Source organism: Rhizobium sp. PDO1-076 (genome assembly GCF_000247475.1).
In the GTDB taxonomy this organism is placed as follows: Bacteria; Pseudomonadota; Alphaproteobacteria; order Rhizobiales; family Rhizobiaceae; genus Allorhizobium.
In genome coordinates, this window is record NZ_AHZC01000014.1 from 1 (window position 1) to 15,278 (window position 15,278).

Annotated in this window: 15 protein-coding genes and 1 pseudogene; 7 read left to right on the forward strand and 9 right to left on the reverse strand. The window is 62.2% G+C overall.

From position 1 onward, the window contains the following. On the reverse strand, positions 1-434 hold a 434-nt coding region (locus PDO_RS01305; RefSeq protein ID WP_007596818.1), incomplete at its 3' end, for a glutathione S-transferase family protein. 251 nt (positions 435-685) lie between these two features. On the opposite strand from PDO_RS01305, the gene PDO_RS01310 reads away from it, so the two are divergent. Next, positions 686-1,237 (forward strand): GNAT family N-acetyltransferase, encoded by a 552-nt coding sequence (locus tag PDO_RS01310; protein ID WP_007596821.1) that lies wholly within the window; start codon positions 686-688, stop codon positions 1,235-1,237. 69 nt (positions 1,238-1,306) lie between these two features. Next, entirely contained in the window at positions 1,307-2,248 is a 942-nt protein-coding gene (locus PDO_RS01315) for a glycosyltransferase family 8 protein (protein ID WP_081593116.1), read from the forward strand. A 35-nt stretch (positions 2,249-2,283) separates the two neighbouring features. On the opposite strand, the gene PDO_RS01320 is transcribed toward PDO_RS01315, so the two are convergent. From PDO_RS01320 to PDO_RS01340, 5 genes are read right to left on the reverse strand one after another with little or no spacing between them, the layout of a single operon-like run. Further along, complete coding sequence (locus PDO_RS01320; protein ID WP_007596825.1) at positions 2,284-2,700, reverse strand: GNAT family N-acetyltransferase; 417 nt, start codon at positions 2,698-2,700, stop codon at positions 2,284-2,286. 4 nt (positions 2,701-2,704) lie between these two features. Beyond that, complete coding sequence (locus tag PDO_RS01325) at positions 2,705-4,774, reverse strand: membrane protein (protein WP_037072241.1); 2,070 nt, start codon at positions 4,772-4,774, stop codon at positions 2,705-2,707. 1 nt (position 4,775) lies between these two features. Continuing rightward, positions 4,776-7,592, reverse strand: a complete 2,817-nt coding sequence (locus PDO_RS01330) for a DUF4159 domain-containing protein (protein WP_007596829.1) — start codon at positions 7,590-7,592, stop codon at positions 4,776-4,778. Then, positions 7,589-8,509 (reverse strand): DUF58 domain-containing protein, encoded by a 921-nt coding sequence (locus PDO_RS01335; RefSeq protein ID WP_007596831.1) that lies wholly within the window; start codon positions 8,507-8,509, stop codon positions 7,589-7,591. The genes PDO_RS01330 and PDO_RS01335 overlap by 4 nt, the downstream gene beginning before the upstream one ends. A 15-nt stretch (positions 8,510-8,524) precedes the next feature. After that, positions 8,525-9,538, reverse strand: a complete 1,014-nt coding sequence (locus PDO_RS01340) for an AAA family ATPase (RefSeq protein WP_007596833.1) — start codon at positions 9,536-9,538, stop codon at positions 8,525-8,527. Between the two features lie 158 nt (positions 9,539-9,696). On the opposite strand from PDO_RS01340, the gene PDO_RS01345 reads away from it, so the two are divergent. The 3 genes and pseudogenes from PDO_RS01345 to PDO_RS01355 all read left to right on the forward strand — a co-directional run bounded on the left by PDO_RS01345 (position 9,697) and on the right by PDO_RS01355 (position 12,203). After that, complete coding sequence (locus PDO_RS01345; RefSeq protein WP_007596835.1) at positions 9,697-10,320, forward strand: DUF1285 domain-containing protein; 624 nt, start codon at positions 9,697-9,699, stop codon at positions 10,318-10,320. Beyond that, entirely contained in the window at positions 10,317-10,949 is a 633-nt protein-coding gene (locus PDO_RS01350) for a CoA pyrophosphatase (protein WP_007596836.1), read from the forward strand. The genes PDO_RS01345 and PDO_RS01350 overlap by 4 nt, the downstream gene beginning before the upstream one ends. After that, positions 10,946-12,203: pseudogene (locus PDO_RS01355) on the forward strand (CCA tRNA nucleotidyltransferase). The gene PDO_RS01350 and the pseudogene PDO_RS01355 overlap by 4 nt, the downstream one beginning before the upstream one ends. Positions 12,204-12,244: 41 nt before the next feature. Here PDO_RS01355 and PDO_RS01360 read toward each other — a convergent pair. The 3 genes from PDO_RS01360 to hemF form a co-directional block, all read right to left on the reverse strand. Then, entirely contained in the window at positions 12,245-12,433 is a 189-nt protein-coding gene (locus PDO_RS01360) for a DUF1059 domain-containing protein (protein ID WP_007596839.1), read from the reverse strand. 186 nt (positions 12,434-12,619) lie between these two features. Next, positions 12,620-12,895, reverse strand: coding sequence for a hypothetical protein (locus PDO_RS01365; RefSeq protein WP_007596841.1), 276 nt, complete (start codon positions 12,893-12,895; stop codon positions 12,620-12,622). A 184-nt stretch (positions 12,896-13,079) separates the two neighbouring features. Next, positions 13,080-13,994: an oxygen-dependent coproporphyrinogen oxidase gene (hemF, locus tag PDO_RS01370; protein WP_007596845.1), complete on the reverse strand. Its 915-nt coding sequence runs from the start codon at positions 13,992-13,994 to the stop codon at positions 13,080-13,082. A 137-nt stretch (positions 13,995-14,131) separates the two neighbouring features. Here hemF and PDO_RS01375 point away from each other — a divergent pair, with 137 nt between their 5' ends. Together PDO_RS01375 and PDO_RS01380 are read left to right on the forward strand one after the other, a co-directional pair. Beyond that, on the forward strand, positions 14,132-14,392 hold the full coding sequence (locus PDO_RS01375; protein WP_007596847.1) for a hypothetical protein: 261 nt from the start codon (positions 14,132-14,134) through the stop codon (positions 14,390-14,392). 151 nt (positions 14,393-14,543) lie between these two features. Continuing rightward, a partial coding sequence (locus PDO_RS01380; protein ID WP_007596849.1) for a flagellin N-terminal helical domain-containing protein occupies positions 14,544-15,278 on the forward strand: 735 nt, incomplete at its 3' end.

Genomic DNA, 15,278 nt, shown 5'->3' on the forward strand with positions numbered 1-15,278 from the left:
GACACGATCGTGTCGGTCTGCTTGTCCCAAAGAACCGGGACCGTGACGCGACCGCTGAACTTTGGGTCGGCGCGGGTATAGACCTGCCAAAGGAAGTTCGAGCCGAAGAGATGGTCGACGGTTGCGCCGTCGCGGTCGTGGAATTCCCAGCCGCTGGACAGCATCAGCGGATCGACCACCGATACCGTGATCAGGTCTTCGAGCTCCTTCAGCTTTCGGAAGATCAGCGTGCGGTGTGCCCAGGGGCAGGCATAGGAGACGTACAGGTGGTAGCGACCGGCTTCGGCCTTGTAGCCGGCGGTGCCCGTCGGGCCTGCCGATCCGTCGGCGGTAACCCAATTGCGGAAGGTCGAGGCGCCGCGCTTGAAATGGCCGGAGGTCGCTTTCGTGTCATACCAGACGTCCTGCCAGACGCCGTCTACGAGCATTCCCATGGTGCTATCCTTGTTCGGTCCCAACTTGCCCTGAAAATACGGCGTATAGGGCAGATTGCGAGGGGCGGATGGTTGAACACTGCGTTTTTCCATTGGACGCAAAATAATTTTGCTGCTATCGGGAATTCCGCAAGAAACGAGAAAGCCCCCGATGACCGTAGTACGGACCCTGCGACGACGCTGATGCTCACGAACGCCAAGAGGCGTCTGCGCGAACATTATTGCTGTCTATCTGCGGGTTTCGGTCATCCATGAACACTTCTGGGCTTATCTACCTCACCGAGGATGCGTCGCACGACGCTGCCATCGAACTCATCAACGAAGAAGCTTTTGGCCCCGGCCGGCATACGCGTGCCGCTGCGCGCATTCGCGAACAGGGACCCCATGACCTGTCGCTGTCGTTCATCTGCGCCGACAATGGCGAGACAATCGCATCCGTGCGCATGACCCCGGTGATGGCGGGTTCGGTCAAGGGGCACCTGCTCGGACCGCTTGCTGTCCGGCCGTCGCACAAGAGCATGGGTATTGGCCGGGAACTGGTCCGGATTGCTATTGAGGCTGCCCGGCGCAAGGGCTCTGAAGCCGTGATCCTCGTCGGCGACCCGCCCTATTACATGCCGCTGGGATTCGAGAAGGTCAGCTACAAGGCACTGGAATTTCCCGGCCCTGTCGATGCCAACCGGGTGTTGGTCGTGCCGATCGGCACCAACGTGCATGCGCGGTTGAGGGGTGCCATCGAATGGCGACAGACGCAGATCGAGGCTTCCGCCTCAATCGGGCATCTTTGCTTGAAAGTTGGCTGACGACGTGGGAAGCAGTCATTCGATTGCTCGTTTCCAGGACATCACTCTTCAAATGATCGACCATGCCCAATGACACAAGATGAACCATCCATGCAATCGGTGTCATCGGCCGTGATCGTGTGCTCCGACGAGCGTATGCTGGGGCCGGCATGTTGTGCACTCCTGTCTGCGTGGAACAACCTCGGGTCTGTCAAGGCGCGGTTGTTCCTGCTGGTCGTGGATGTGGATGCAAAGGGCAAAAGGGATGTCCTCGAATTTGCCGCGCGCCACCAAATCACAATCGAGATGATTGATCTCGTACCCCCTTCGTTGGAAGGGCATGATTTCGGTTATTGGAGTGTCGCGACAATTGCCAGATTGTACATGGATACGCTGGTGCCGGAGACGATTTCCCGCCTTGTCTATCTGGACGCCGACACACTGGCTGTCGCGTCGATCGTTCCGCTGTTTTCATTGGACATGGGGGGGCATCCGGTCGGAGCGGTAGACGACTGCCTCATGGCGTTTCCCGACAAGATGTCCGAGCGCAAGTCCCGGATCGGAATGGCAGCAGAAGCGCGTTATTTTAATGCCGGTGTCCTGCTGTTCGACTGGTCGGTTTTGCCCGAAACCAATGTTCTGAAGGAAGCTCGTGAGATTTTTCTGAAGGACCCCGAGCGCTATCCGTTCAAGGATCAGGACGTCCTGAACGTAGTTTTGGCGGAGAACTGGCTTGCACTTGATCCGAGATGGAATACGCAGACTGGTCTGGTGCCTATTGTCGCCAAGCCAGCGATTCAGCATTTCACCGGTAGTCGGAAGCCATGGCAAAGCTCCTGGAAATGGATGCATCGCGACGCCCGGCGTTTTTATCGTCAGGTTTTGCTGACATCCGCCTGGTCAGATGTTTGTTCATCCGAACCCATGTTTGTTAGAATTGGTAAGATGCTATCTTACTTTGGATCTATGGTGGGCAGAGCACGCAAGACAGAGGTTGTTAGGTCGTATTTCAGATCAATCCGTGGAGCTTAACCGGGGTTGTTGTCCCAACCGGCGGGATGCCGTGTCTAGAACCGCTTGATCATCCAGGTAATATCGAAACCCCTGGTGAAATCGTCGATCCGGCCGAAAACCTCGTAACCCTGCCTCTCGTAGGCGCTGCGGGCGTCCGGATTGATTGTGTCGATATAGGCGCCGATGCAGCCCCGGGCGCGGGCTTCCTGCTCTGCGCATTGCAATAGTTTGCCGGCCATGCCCTGTCGCCGCAGACGCTCGGGGACGAAGAGCATTTCGACATAGAGCCAGCCCCGTCCGGTATAGCCGACAAGACCGCCGTCGATGTGGCCGTGATTGTCGGTCAGTGGAATGAATAGGTTCCGGCGGTCCGTCTGGCCGAGCATGACGTCGTTGTGCGCCTTGAGGCTCGCCAATATCGTACCCTCGGCCTCCGCCGGGACACTGTCGGATAGCTCCAGTTCGTCCATCCGTTCAGCGCCCCTCGCGCCACCACATGGCAGACACGGCCAGCAGCAGGATGCCAAGCCCGGCAAAGCCTGCAAACAGCGGTAGGGTATTGACGCCCTTCAGCACGGTTTCATCGGTCAGCCGTATCATCAGGCGGCGGTTGTCGGCGGTGCGGATATCGCCCCGCACCGGCAGAATGTCGGGAATACGCAATCCACCTTCACCATCATCGAGGCGGGCGAGCAGACCGCGGCTTTTGCCGGTCACGCCGGCAAGCGTTTCCGTGGTCGAGACCATGGCGCGGAATTCTGGCGAATCGACGGCCCCGACATGCACCAGTGTCGAGAAGTCGCCATTGGTGACGGTGAACAGGCCGGTCTCGGTCATCCGGCGTTCGCCGCGATAGAGGCCAGGCTGAATTTCAGCAAGATTCAAGCTCTCCGTCTGGCCCGACGGCGTGGTGATCGTCGCCGGGCCGGGCGCATCGCCGATGGTCTGGCGCGTGACTTCCATGGTTCTGCCGGTGGCGCGGGCCTTCAGCGCCTCTTCCTCGAGTTCCGGCTCCTTCATAAGCCAATGGGCGATGCGGCGATAAAGCGAGACGTGCGGCCCGCCGCCCTCGAAGCCGCGGGCCCAGAGCCAGCCCTGGTCGGAGAGAAGCATGGCGACACGGCCTTCGTTGGCGCGGTTGAGCACCAGCAGTGGGCGACCGTCATCGGCGGTCATCACGGTTTCGCCGGTGGTCTGGTCGACGTCGACGCTGCGGAACCAGCGGCCCCATTGCGGCGGTTCAACCGCCGACCCGTCAAGACCGCGGGTCACCGGATGGCGTTTTCCCTGTTCCGACAGGCGCGGATAGAAACCGGCCTCATGCATGTCGCCGGTCGGGGAGGCCGGCAGGACGGTGGCGAGCGGGGTCAGCGCGATCGAATCCTCGCCGGCATGTTCGGGACCGGCGGCAATCAGCAGAGCACCGCCATTGCGGACATATTCGGCAATGTAGTCGTAGTAGAGGATCGGCAGCACGCCGCGATGCTGGTAGCGGTCGAAGATGATCAGGTCGAAGTCGTTGATCTTCTCGACGAATAGCTCGCGGGTCGGAAATGCGATCAGCGACAGTTCGTTGATCGGTGTGCCGTCCTGCTTTTCCGGCGGGCGCAGGATGGTGAAGTGGACGAGATCCACCGAGGCGTCAGATTTCAAGAGATTGCGCCATGCGCGCTCGCCGGCATGCGGCTCACCCGAGACGAGCAGCACGCGCAGGTTTTCGCGGATGCCCTCGATCAGGTGAATGGCACGGTTGTTGACATCGGTGACTTCACCCGGTGTGCCGGCGACGGAGAATTCCAGCACATTGTTGCCGCCGCGCGGGACCTTGAAGGCGAAGGACGTCTCGGTGCCCGGAACGGCGGTCAACGCGCCGATATCCTCGCCGTTCATCTTGACGGTTACGTCGGCGGGCTGATCGGACGCCTTGCCGTCGTCGAAGACGCGGAAGGTCAGTTCCTGTTCCTCGTTGACGATGCCGAAGCGCGGCGCGCGCAGGATCTCGATGCGGCGGTCGAATTCGTCGGCTTTGCCGGTGACCAGTCCATGCACAGGCGCATTGAAGGGCAGGGGTTGGTTGTCCCCGGGGATATCATGCACCTGGCCATCGGTCAGGAAGATTGCGCCGCCAATACGGGCCGGCGGTACGTCGGTGATGGCGGCATTCAGGGCTTCGAAAAGTTTGGTCGAGGGCGCGTCGGATGTCGCCGGATCGGTCACTTCGACTATGCGCGGCTCGATATTGCCGAAGCGCGACAGGCGGTCGCGCAGGCCCTCAAGCGCCCTGTCGGTCTGCTCGGCACGGCCGGCGATCTGCTGGCTCTGGCTGCGATCAACGATGACCGGAACCACGGTGCTCAGCGCTTCACGGTCTTCCTGCAGCAACAACGGGTTGGCAAGGGCAGCCAATACCGCTGCCGAAGCGGCAAAGCGGATCAGCGTACCGCGAACATGGCGGACCATGCCGAGGATCGAAAGCGCAAGCGCCAAAACAGCGAGCACGCCGATTGCAAGCCAGGGGATGAAGGGGGCGAATTCAAGTGTCATGTCATTGCCCCAGCCGTTCGAGCAGGGCCGGCACATGCACCTGGTCGGCCTTGTAGTTGCCGGTCAGCATGTACATCATGATGTTGACGCCGGAGCGGAAGGACATTTCGCGCTGCAACTCGTCGGCCGGGACCATGGGCATGACGCTGGCGCCATTGGTGTCGATGGCCCAGGCGCCGAGCATGTCATTGGCGGTGATCATGATCGGGGTCACGCCGTCGCCGGAGGAGGCAACGCCGCTGGACGACGACTGCGCTTCCTGGCGCGCCTCGACCCAGAGCGGGCTGCCATTGTAGCGCCCCGGAAAGCCGTTGAGCAGATAGAAGGACCTGGTCAGGACATGGTCCGAGGGCACGGGTTCCAGCGGCGGAATGTCGATATTGGCAAGGATCGCCTGCAACCGCTCGCCATTGGCGCTCGGCCCGGTGTCGTCGCCGAGCGAGGAAAACTGGTCGCGGGTGTCAAACAGCACGGTACCGCCCGCGCGCATATAGGCGTCGATCCGGCTGATCGCGGCGGCAGACGGCATGGGTGCCGAGGCCGAGATCGGCCAGAAGATGATCGGGTAGAAGGACAATTCGTCCTTGGCGATATCGACGCCAACGGGCGGGGCCGGTTCCAGCGTCGTGCGATAGGTGAGGAAGTCGGTGAGGCCGGCAAGGCCCTGTTCAGACAGGCGGTCGACGTCGCTCTCGCCGGTGACGACATAGGCGAGATGGGTATTGTCCAGCCGCCCGAGGATCTGCTCGTCGCCGGGCTTGGCATCGGCGGCTTCTGACTGTCGCAGCGACACGGGAGCAAAGAGCAGCAGGGCGGCAAAGACGGCCATGGTCGCGGATGTCGCCGCGCGGCGCGGTCTCTGCGAGAAGGCGCCACCCATGAACAGGACGACGAGGCTGTCGATCACCAGCAGCAGGAATGCGGTGATCAGCAGGCCTGGTTTCAGCGGCTTCGCTTCCGTGCCCGCCATCGGCTCGCGCGTCACGGTCAAGCCTGCCGCGCTTGGGATCGGCCTGATCGTCGCGTCCGGGGGCAGCAGGTTAAGCGCGACGAAGCCGTCCTCGGTACCGTAGAGGCCGGGCGGGTTGTCGAAGGTTGCCGCCTCTGGTCGCGCCGGGCCAAGATCGAGCGGCTTGGCATTGCCGGCGTCTGCGGTCAGCGCACCGCGCTCGGTCAGCAGGCGGTAGGGTGCAAGCGTCGGGGCAGTTGCCTGGCCGGGCTGGGCTTCTGCGGCGCCAACGCGGGTCAATTGCACGATCCGGCGCAGCATTTCGACGAAAGTCCCGGAAATCGGCAGGTCCGACCAGGTCGCCTCGGCGCTGACATGGAAGAGCACGACGCGGCCGGCGCCGCTTTCCTTGACGGTGACCAGCGGCGTGCCATCGGCAAGGCTCGCCCAGGTGCGCTCGGCAAGATCAGGGGTCGGCTCGGCCAGAACCTGGCGCTTGACCAGAATGCCATCGGCGCGCGCCATGCCGGTAAAGGGCCCGAAGCTGGGGAAGTCCGCAAGCGGTTGCGGTTCGGCCCAGGACAAGGCACCGCCCAGGGCTCGCTCGCCCTGGCGCAGGATGACCGGCACGAGCGGATCGCCGCTGGGGGCTGCGGCGAGGCGGGCGCCGGCAAAGCGGATCAGCGTGCCACCCCGGGCAATCCAGCGCTCGAGCGGTTCATAAACATCGGCCGGCAGCCGACCGACATCGGCAAGCACGATCGCGGATGGGTTCTGCTTGAGGATTTCCGGAATGGAGACAGCAAGGTCGGTCATGCCGGGCTTGACAAGATCGGCATAGGGGCCGAGCGCGCGCTCGATATAGTAGAGCGGTGAGAGTAGCGGCTGGAAACCATCGCCACTGTCGCCGGAGATCAGGGCGACCTTGCGGCGGCGGAAACCGTCATCGAGCAGGTGGGTTGCCCCGGCACTGGCCGAGCCTGCGATCGACAGGCGGGCGAAATCATTGCGCAGCTCGAATGGCGCTGCGATATCGCCGCTGGCTTCGGTCGCGCCGGCTGCAAAGTTGACCGGGCCTGAGGCGATGACGCGTCCCTGGCGGTCCTGGGCATCGACGATCAGGCTCTGCGCCTCGGTACCTTTCAGGCGTGACAGGGTCACAGTCAGGGCATCGGCACCATTGTTGGCGCCGGTGATGGCGACCGTTGCCAGGCCGGATCCTTCGATCAGGCGAAACTCGACCGGTGACAGGGCTGCGAGATCGCCAAGGAACGGATCGTCGTCGCGAAGTGCTACGCCATCCGAAATATAGGCCAGCGTGCCGGCGCGGTCTTCGGCAAGGGCCGTGCGCAGGGCGTCGATGGCACGGGTCCGGTCGGGACGCAGCGGCCTGGGCGCTGCCGCGCCAAGCTTCTCCAAGGCTGCGGCGGATGTACCGGGCACGGCGTCATGCGTCTGGTCGGCGGTGAAGACGATCGACACCGGAATGTTGCGGTCACCAGCGTCGCCGATCAGAGTGGTTGCGGATTCGACACGGCGATCCCAGTCCGCGGTGGTTGCCCAGCCGTTGTCGACGACCAGTACGAGCGGGCCATCGGACGACAGCGAGGCGTTGCGCGGATTGAGCACGGGATCGGCCAGCGCGAAGATGACCAGGGCGGCGATCATCATGCGCAACAAAGTCAGCCACCATGGGCTCTTCGACGGCGTTTCCTCGCGCTTCAGCACGCCGGCAAGGATTTTCAGTGGCGGAAACACCTCCGCCTTCGGGCGCGGTGGCGTGAGCTTCAGCAGCCACCAGATCAGCGGCAGGGCTGCGAGAGCCATCAGGATCGCGGGAGCGCCGAAGGCGAGCGGGAGGGCGTTCATGGGCCGGTGCTCCGGGCAACGGCAGGCGTCATGCCCGACAGATGCATGTGGATGGCAACCAGCGCTTCGGAGGCGAGGCGATCCGTGCGGTTGTGTACAAAGCTCCAGCCCATGCGGCGCAACTGGTCGCTGATGCTGTCGCGGCGGGCGATATAGGCGCGGCGATAGTCGTCGCCAAGGCTTTCGGCGCGGCCGGATACCAGCTTTTCGCCGGTCTCCGGGTCGGTGAATTCGGTGCGGCCGGTATAGGGAAAGGTTTCCTCGGCCGGGTCGGCAATCTCGACGACATGGCCGCGCAGGCCGCGACGGGCGAGCGGCGTAATGCGTTCCATGACGCGGTCTGCGTCATCGAGGAAGTCGCCGATCAGGACGATGTCGCTGGCGCCGCGGATCATACGGGTGTCGGGCAATCCGCTGGTGAGCGGTGCGTGCATGATGGCCGTCGCCAGACGTTCGGCAGCGTTGCGGGCGGAAATCGGCTCCATGATGCCCGGACATCCGATGCGCTCGCCGGAGCGTGCCAGGATTTCGGCCAAGGCCAGCATCAGCACCACGGCGCGGCTTTCCTTGGAGACCGAGGCAAAGCTCGATTTGTACATCATCGATGGCGACATGTCGGCCCAGAGCCAGACGGTATGGGCGGCTTCCCATTCGCGGTCTCGGATATAGGTGTGGTCGTCGCGGGCGGAGCGGCGCCAGTCAATGCGGGCGAAGCTTTCGCCATCGGAATACGGACGGAACTGCCAGAAGTTTTCACCAATGCCGCGCTTGCGGCGACCATGCCAGCCGGCAATCACCGTGTTGGCGATGCGTTTTGCCTCGACCATGCAATCGGGCACGAGAACAGCACGCTGGCGCGCGCGTTTCAGCACTTCGCTGCTTGAGGTCTGCTCGACGATCTGGCCGATCGATGCCACCTTGGCGATGCCTCCTTATGCCCGAAGGCTTTTGACAAGACCGTCAATCACGTCGCGAACGGTCATGCCCTCGGCGCGGGCGGCGAAGGTCAAGGCCATGCGGTGTTCGAGCACCGGCTCGGCCAGCGCATGAACGTCGTCGATGGAGGGGGCGAGGCGGCCTTCATAGAGGGCTCGGGCGCGGGCGCAGAGCATCAGCGATTGACCGGCGCGCGGACCCGGACCCCAAGCAACGTTCTTATCGGTTTCCGTATTGCCATGACCGGGGCGGGCAGAGCGCACCAGCGACAGGATGGCATCGACGACGGTGTCGGAAACCGGCATCTGGCGGATCAGCTTCTGGATTTCCAGCAGACGCTCGCTATTCACGACACTGCTGGCGCGGTTTTCGCTGACGCCCGTGGTTTCCAGCAGGATCTGCCGCTCGGCGGCAAGTTCCGGGTAGAGAACGTCAACCTGCAGCAGGAAGCGGTCGAGCTGGGCTTCGGGCAGGGGATAGGTGCCTTCCTGTTCCAGCGGGTTCTGGGTTGCCAGCACGTGGAAGGGGGCCGGCAGTTGATAGGCCTGGCCGGCGATCGTCACATGATATTCCTGCATCGACTGCAGCAGCGCCGACTGGGTGCGCGGGCTGGCGCGGTTGATCTCGTCAGCCATCAGCAATTGGGCAAACACCGGCCCCTTGACGAAGCGGAAGGAGCGGCGACCATTCTCGTCCTGGTCCATCACTTCCGTGCCGAGAATATCGGAGGGCATCAGGTCGGGGGTGAACTGGATGCGATTGCCGTTGAGGCCGAGAACCGTGCCGAGCGTGCTGACCAGCTTGGTTTTCGCGAGGCCAGGTACGCCGACCAGCAGTGCGTGGCCGCCAGACAGGATGGCAAGCAGGGTGTTTTCGACGACTTTTTCCTGGCCGAAGATCACCTTGCCGACTTCGGCGCGGATATTGGCGATGTCGGCAAGCGCCTTTTCGGCGGCTTCGATGATCGCCTTGTCGTCCAGTGCGGCATCCGGATTTGGCATCATGCCCATGGTTAGCTCCAATTGGTTCGGCCTATTCCGGCGAATCGGGTGCGAACGCGATCCGCAGCGTCTGAAACTAACTTATTAGCGAACAAGCGGCTGACAAGCACGTTCCGAATGACTATCTCGTGACTGTGATAGGTTAGAGACCAAACCGGGACGCGAATATGGCAGGTGACACGCTGAAAGCGACGACGGACGCGGCCGGACTGGCGGCGCTGATTTCGCGCGCCGCAGCCCAGACCGAGGGCGGAAAGGCCAGTTTGCCGCCCGTGGATCGTTGGGAACCGCCGTTTTGCGGCGATCTCGATATGGAAATCCGCGCCGATGGGACCTGGTTCTATATGGGCACGCCGATCGGCAGAGCGCCCTTGGTGCGGCTGTTTTCGACGGTTCTGCGCAAGGACGAGGATGGAAAAACCTATCTCGTCACGCCTGTGGAAAAGGTTGGCATCCGCATCCAGGATGCGCATTTCGTCGCTGTCGAGATGAGTGCGAGCGAAATTGACGGCGTGCAGGTGCTGACCTTTCGCACCAATGTCGGCGATGTCGTCGAGGCAGGAGACGAACATCCGTTGCAATTTGTCATCCATGGCGAGAACCACGAATTGAAACCTTACCTGCATGTGCGCGGCAGGCTCGAAGCCCTGGTATCGCGCGCCGTGGTGTATGAGCTGGTGGAAAAGGGCGAAGTGCGCGAGATTGATGGACGCGCGATGTTCGTGGTCTGCTCTGGCGGGGCGGTCTTTCCGGTTATGCCGGCGGATGAACTCGAACGGCTGTCGCGATGAACGGGTTTGAATTTTCAGCCGCCGATTTCCGCCGTCGGGCGCTGAACCAGGCCGGCGGGCCGGTCGATCAGGCATGGCGCGATCACGGCGACCACGTCCTGAACCTCGCCAGCGTCATCGAGATCGAAAGCCTGAAGCTCAAGGATGCCGCGGTCCTGGTGCCGATCATCGACGATGGCGACGAGGCGCGGCTGATCCTGACCAAGCGCACGACGAAGCTGCGCAAGCATGCCGGACAGATCGCCTTTCCGGGCGGCGGCATCGACGAGACCGACGTGTCGCCGGAAGAGGCTGCGATCCGCGAAGCGCATGAGGAAATCGGCCTCGATCCGGCCTATGTCGAAACCGTCGGCCGCCTGCCGCAATATCTGGCGGGCACCGGGTTTCGCATCGTGCCGGTGCTGGCCGTGGTGCAGCCCGGTTTCACGATCACGCCCAATCCGGCCGAAGTCGACAGCGTTTTCGAAGTACCGCTATCCTTCCTGATGGACCCGCGAAACCACCGCCAGGACAGCCGGGTCTGGCAGGGTGCGGTCCGCCATTTTTACGTGATGCCCTATGGCGAACGCCAGATCTGGGGCATTACCGCCGGTATTATCCGGACGCTCTACGAAAGGCTTTATGCATGACCGATCTTTCACAGCAGGACTGGTTCCGCACCCCGGCGCTCGGACGGCTGTTTGCCTTGCTGAATGCCGATGGCGGCGAGGTTCGGGTCGCGGGCGGCGCCGTGCGCAACGGTCTGCTCGGACTGCCGGTCAGCGATATCGATCTGGCAACGACACTTCAGCCGGAAGAGGTGATCGCTCGCGCCAAGGCGGCGGGCATCAAGGCCGTTCCAACCGGCATCGAACATGGCACGGTCACGCTCGTCCTGGACGGCAAAGGCTATGAAGTCACGACCTTGCGGCGCGACGTGGAGACCGACGGGCGGCGGGCGCAGGTGGCGTTCGGGGCGGACTGGCAGGAGGATGCCGAACGCCGTGACCTGACGATCAACGGTCTCTATGCCGGTCAGGACGGACAGGTGATCGACCTGGTCGGCGGGCTGGCCGATATCGAGACGCGCACCGTCCGCTTCATTGGGGACGCGGAGCAGCGGATCGCCGAGGACTATCTGCGCGTGCTGCGCTTCTTCCGCTTTTTCGCTTACTACGGCCATGGCCGTCCGGATGCGGCGGGGCTGAAGGCCTGCGCCAGGGCACGCGAGAAACTGAAGACGTTGTCGGCCGAGCGGGTGTGGAGCGAGATGAAGAAGCTGCTCTCGGCGCGCGATCCGGGCCGGGCGCTGTTGTGGATGCGCCAGTCGGGCGTTTTGGGAGAGATCCTGCCGGAGAACGGAAAAATGGGGCATCGACGCCATTCCGGGGCTGATCGCGGCTGAACAGGCGCTGGGCTGGGCCATCGATCCGTTGTTGCGGCTGTCGGCGATCGTGCCGAAAGATGCTGCGCGGGTCGCGGCGATGGCGGAGCGGCTGAAGCTCTCCAATGCGGAGGCGCAGGCTCTCGAGCGTTTTGCCAAAGCGCCGAAGCCGTCCGAGACGACGACCGACGTGGCCTTTGATCGCGACCTTTATCATTTCGGCAAGGAAGGCATGATCGCGATGCTGAAGCTTGAGCTCGCATCGGCGCGCATGCAGGCCGATGGCGATGCAAAATCGATGGCGCGAACCGGACGCCTCTCGGCCCTGCTGCAGCGTGCCGAGCGTTTCGCAAGACCTGTGCTGCCGGTCAAGGGCAGTGACGTACTGGCAGCGCAGGTTCCACCCGGTCCAGCCGTCGGTGACATCCTTGCCAAGGTCGAGGCCGGTTGGATCGCGTCGAATTTCACGCTGGACCGTGAAAAACTGCTGGCCCGCATCGCAGACCTGGCGAAAGGCTGATCCTCCCGATCAGCGTTCCGCCAGTTCAGCCTTTCATGCTGTCAGCTATCGACTTTCTGTTCGGCTCGGATGCGCGCCTTGATGTTGTCGACCATGGCCGGACGTATGATGTCCTCGCCATGTGCCGTGCGCAGATGCTCGACAGCACGGCGCACCACTTCAGCATCTTCCTCTGCCCGGGTGTGCCAGTTGCAGCCCGGGACCAGGGTTCCACATTCAAAGCTTTTCATGATAGCCTCCTCCGTTTTCAGCCATAGGGCACTCGCCCTTTGGTACCAGCCGATTGAGGTTCAACGACCAAGCCGGCCGATTGTTCATGCGTGGTGATAAAAAGCCGCCCGTGTCGGGCACGGGCGGATGCAGGCGGTGGTTGGTGGATCGTCCGTTGTTATCTGTATGTCTGTCGCGCCTGCGCGTCAGTCGGGCATTGCCCAGGCATGGAATACCGATTGCGCTGCGGTCTTCTGCTGCTTGCGACCGGCACCCTCGATGTCATTGGCGATCATCTGATCCGCCAGATCCATGCCGCCCAAACCAAGTCGGACCTGCTCGACGAAATAGGAATGTGGAAGATCGACATCGCTCGATGCCCGCAAGCGCTCGGCCAGGCGATCGATCAACTCGGGAGCGTCAATTGCACGGGCGGCGGTTTCACTCACTGCGGGAATGGTTGCAGTAACAGACTGGGCCATCGCATTCTCCTCCTCGAAACTGCGTGAAGCCGCAGAATGAGCAAGGAACCCGTTGAATGCAATGATTTCCGTCAAGCATTCGCGATGCCGGAGCTAAGCTTCCGTTATTTTAGCGTATTCTTTATCCACTGCCGTCTGCAGGACCAGTGGATAACTTATATACGGCCTTGCCATCGCGTCTTGCCTAGGGCCAGCGGACCACCGGTGGCATGGACGACAGAATCGATTCGACATTGCCGCCGGTTTTCAGACCGAAGATCGTGCCGCGATCGTGGAGCAGGTTGAACTCCACGTAACGTCCCCTGCGGATCAACTGCTCGTCGCGCTCTTCTTCCGTCCATGGCGTATTGAAATTGCTGCGGACGATCTTGGGGTAGACGAGGTTGAAAGCGCGGCCGACATCCTGGACAAAAGCAAAATTCGCATCCCACCCACCCTTTTCCTCCTGCGGATAGAGCCAGTCGAAGAAGATGCCGCCAACGCCACGCGGCTCATTGCGATGCTTGAGGAAGAAATACTCGTCGCACCAGGCCTTGTAGGCGTCATAGTCGGCGATATCGGCGTGGCGGTGGCAGGCGATTTCCATCGCCCGGTGGAAGAGACGGGTGTCCTGGTCTTCCTGGGTACGCCGCCGGTCGAGCACCGGCGTCAGGTCGGCGCCGCCGCCGAACCATTGGCTCGACGTGACGACCATGCGTGTGTTCATGTGCACGGCGGGCACATTGGGATTGACCGGATGGGCGATCAGCGAAATGCCGGAAGCCCAGAACCGTGGATCCTCTTCAGCGCCTGGCATCTGCTTGCGGAACTCGGGCGAAAACTCACCATGAACCGTGGACGTATGGACACCGACCTTCTCGAAGACACGGCCCTCCATCATCGACATGCGGCCGCCACCGCCCTCGCCATTGTCGCGCAGCCAGTCCTTGGGCGTGAATCGACCAGGCTTTCGATCGGACAGCGGACCGGACAGATCGTCTTCAATCGCTTCGAAGGACGAGCAGATCGTATCGCGCAGGCTTTCGAACCAAGCGCGCGCTACACTCTTCTTGTCCTCTATGTCGGCTGGAAGGCCTTTCGGCAGGTCCGGTCGCTCCATGATTTTCCCCGTTGCGTGCTCATGCGTCGATTAGCAGGTTGAGATGGGTCCGGCCATATCGAGGCGGAACCGTCCCCGGAAAATCGACTCGCCAATCGCCGTGCGGCGCACTAATGTCATGTCATGCGAGGTATGACATGACGAGAATACCCGGTCCGCCACCGCTTAACGGCCTGAAAAAACGCATCGCCGACCATCGTTCTGCCGCTTCTGGCGGCAGGAGCGGGCATTTTGTCCGCGAGACCTTTTGCCTCACCCGCGACGAGGCCCGCGCCAAGGCGCGCGAATGGTTCGATGCCTTCCCGAAGGCTGCCTACTGGACCGAGGTGGAGAGCTGGCGCCAACTCGACGGCGACCAGATCGAGTTCACCATGCGCCGGCTGCCCACTGCCGACTAGCCGCGTTCAATGTGGAATTTGACTATTCTCTCGAATTCTAATGATTGGCTCAATCGAACGACAAACCCTTGGTGGCATTCTGTGTCTTGAGGACGGCCGCGCATGATGCATGCGGCATTGCTCGACATGATATGCGACACAAGGGTTCTCAATGACTTCGGTATCCTTCAATTCGACATCCGCAAGTGCACTTGCGATGCCGGCGGGTTCCACATCCGCGCTTGAGCGCACGCAACGTCAGGCGGCGAACGGGCGGGAGGTCGAGCAGGCGGCGGACAATGCCGCCTATTGGTCGATCGCGACGACGATGAAGGCGAGCAGCGTTTCGATGTCGAGCGTCGAGGATGCGAACGGTCTGGCGGCAGCCCTGACGGATACGGCAGCCGTTGGGATCAGGGAAGCCACGAGCCTGGTCGCGCAGATCCAGTCGAAACTGGTGCTCGCCACGGCCGTGGGATCGAACAAGCAAGCGATCAATTCCGAGATCAGCCAGTTGAAGGACCAGTTGAATACGGTTGTGGAAAGCAGTGCCTTCAACGGCCAGAACTGGCTGAAGGTGGAGGCTGGGTCGCAGCCGAAGGTTTCTTCTATGGTGGCATCGGTTACCGGCGGCGGCGAGGGCGATCTGTCGATCAACATGATCGATTTCGACACGGCAAAATCAACGCTGGTGTCTGCCGAGAATGCCGCCGATGGAACGCTGACCCGTTCCTATTCCGGCATGACCAGATCCGGTGCTCTCTACGACTATCATCTGCTGGATGCGAATTCAGTCGTGCCCAATGCTGCGACCTCGAAAGAAATCAGGATCGATAGCCAGACGAGTTTTGCCGAACTGGAGGGCATGGTCTCCACGCTGAACCGGGTCATGGCCGATATGGTCAGC

What these genes read in the sequence shown, in the direction of transcription:
- PDO_RS01310 (WP_007596821.1), top strand. Translation starts at nt 686, where the DNA reads ATGAACACTTCTGGGCTTATCTACCTCACCGAGGATGCGTCGCACGAC.
- PDO_RS01330 (WP_007596829.1), bottom strand. Translation starts at nt 7,592, where the DNA reads ATGAACGCCCTCCCGCTCGCCTTCGGCGCTCCCGCGATCCTGATGGCT.
- PDO_RS01345 (WP_007596835.1), top strand. Translation starts at nt 9,697, where the DNA reads ATGGCAGGTGACACGCTGAAAGCGACGACGGACGCGGCCGGACTGGCG.
- PDO_RS01325 (WP_037072241.1), bottom strand. Translation starts at nt 4,774, where the DNA reads ATGACACTTGAATTCGCCCCCTTCATCCCCTGGCTTGCAATCGGCGTG.
- PDO_RS01365 (WP_007596841.1), bottom strand. Translation starts at nt 12,895, where the DNA reads ATGGCCCAGTCTGTTACTGCAACCATTCCCGCAGTGAGTGAAACCGCC.
- PDO_RS01315 (WP_081593116.1), top strand. Translation starts at nt 1,307, where the DNA reads ATGACACAAGATGAACCATCCATGCAATCGGTGTCATCGGCCGTGATC.
- PDO_RS01340 (WP_007596833.1), bottom strand. Translation starts at nt 9,538, where the DNA reads ATGGGCATGATGCCAAATCCGGATGCCGCACTGGACGACAAGGCGATC.
- PDO_RS01375 (WP_007596847.1), top strand. Translation starts at nt 14,132, where the DNA reads ATGACGAGAATACCCGGTCCGCCACCGCTTAACGGCCTGAAAAAACGC.
- PDO_RS01360 (WP_007596839.1), bottom strand. Translation starts at nt 12,433, where the DNA reads ATGAAAAGCTTTGAATGTGGAACCCTGGTCCCGGGCTGCAACTGGCAC.
- hemF (WP_007596845.1), bottom strand. Translation starts at nt 13,994, where the DNA reads ATGGAGCGACCGGACCTGCCGAAAGGCCTTCCAGCCGACATAGAGGAC.
- PDO_RS01320 (WP_007596825.1), bottom strand. Translation starts at nt 2,700, where the DNA reads ATGGACGAACTGGAGCTATCCGACAGTGTCCCGGCGGAGGCCGAGGGT.
- PDO_RS01350 (WP_007596836.1), top strand. Translation starts at nt 10,317, where the DNA reads ATGAACGGGTTTGAATTTTCAGCCGCCGATTTCCGCCGTCGGGCGCTG.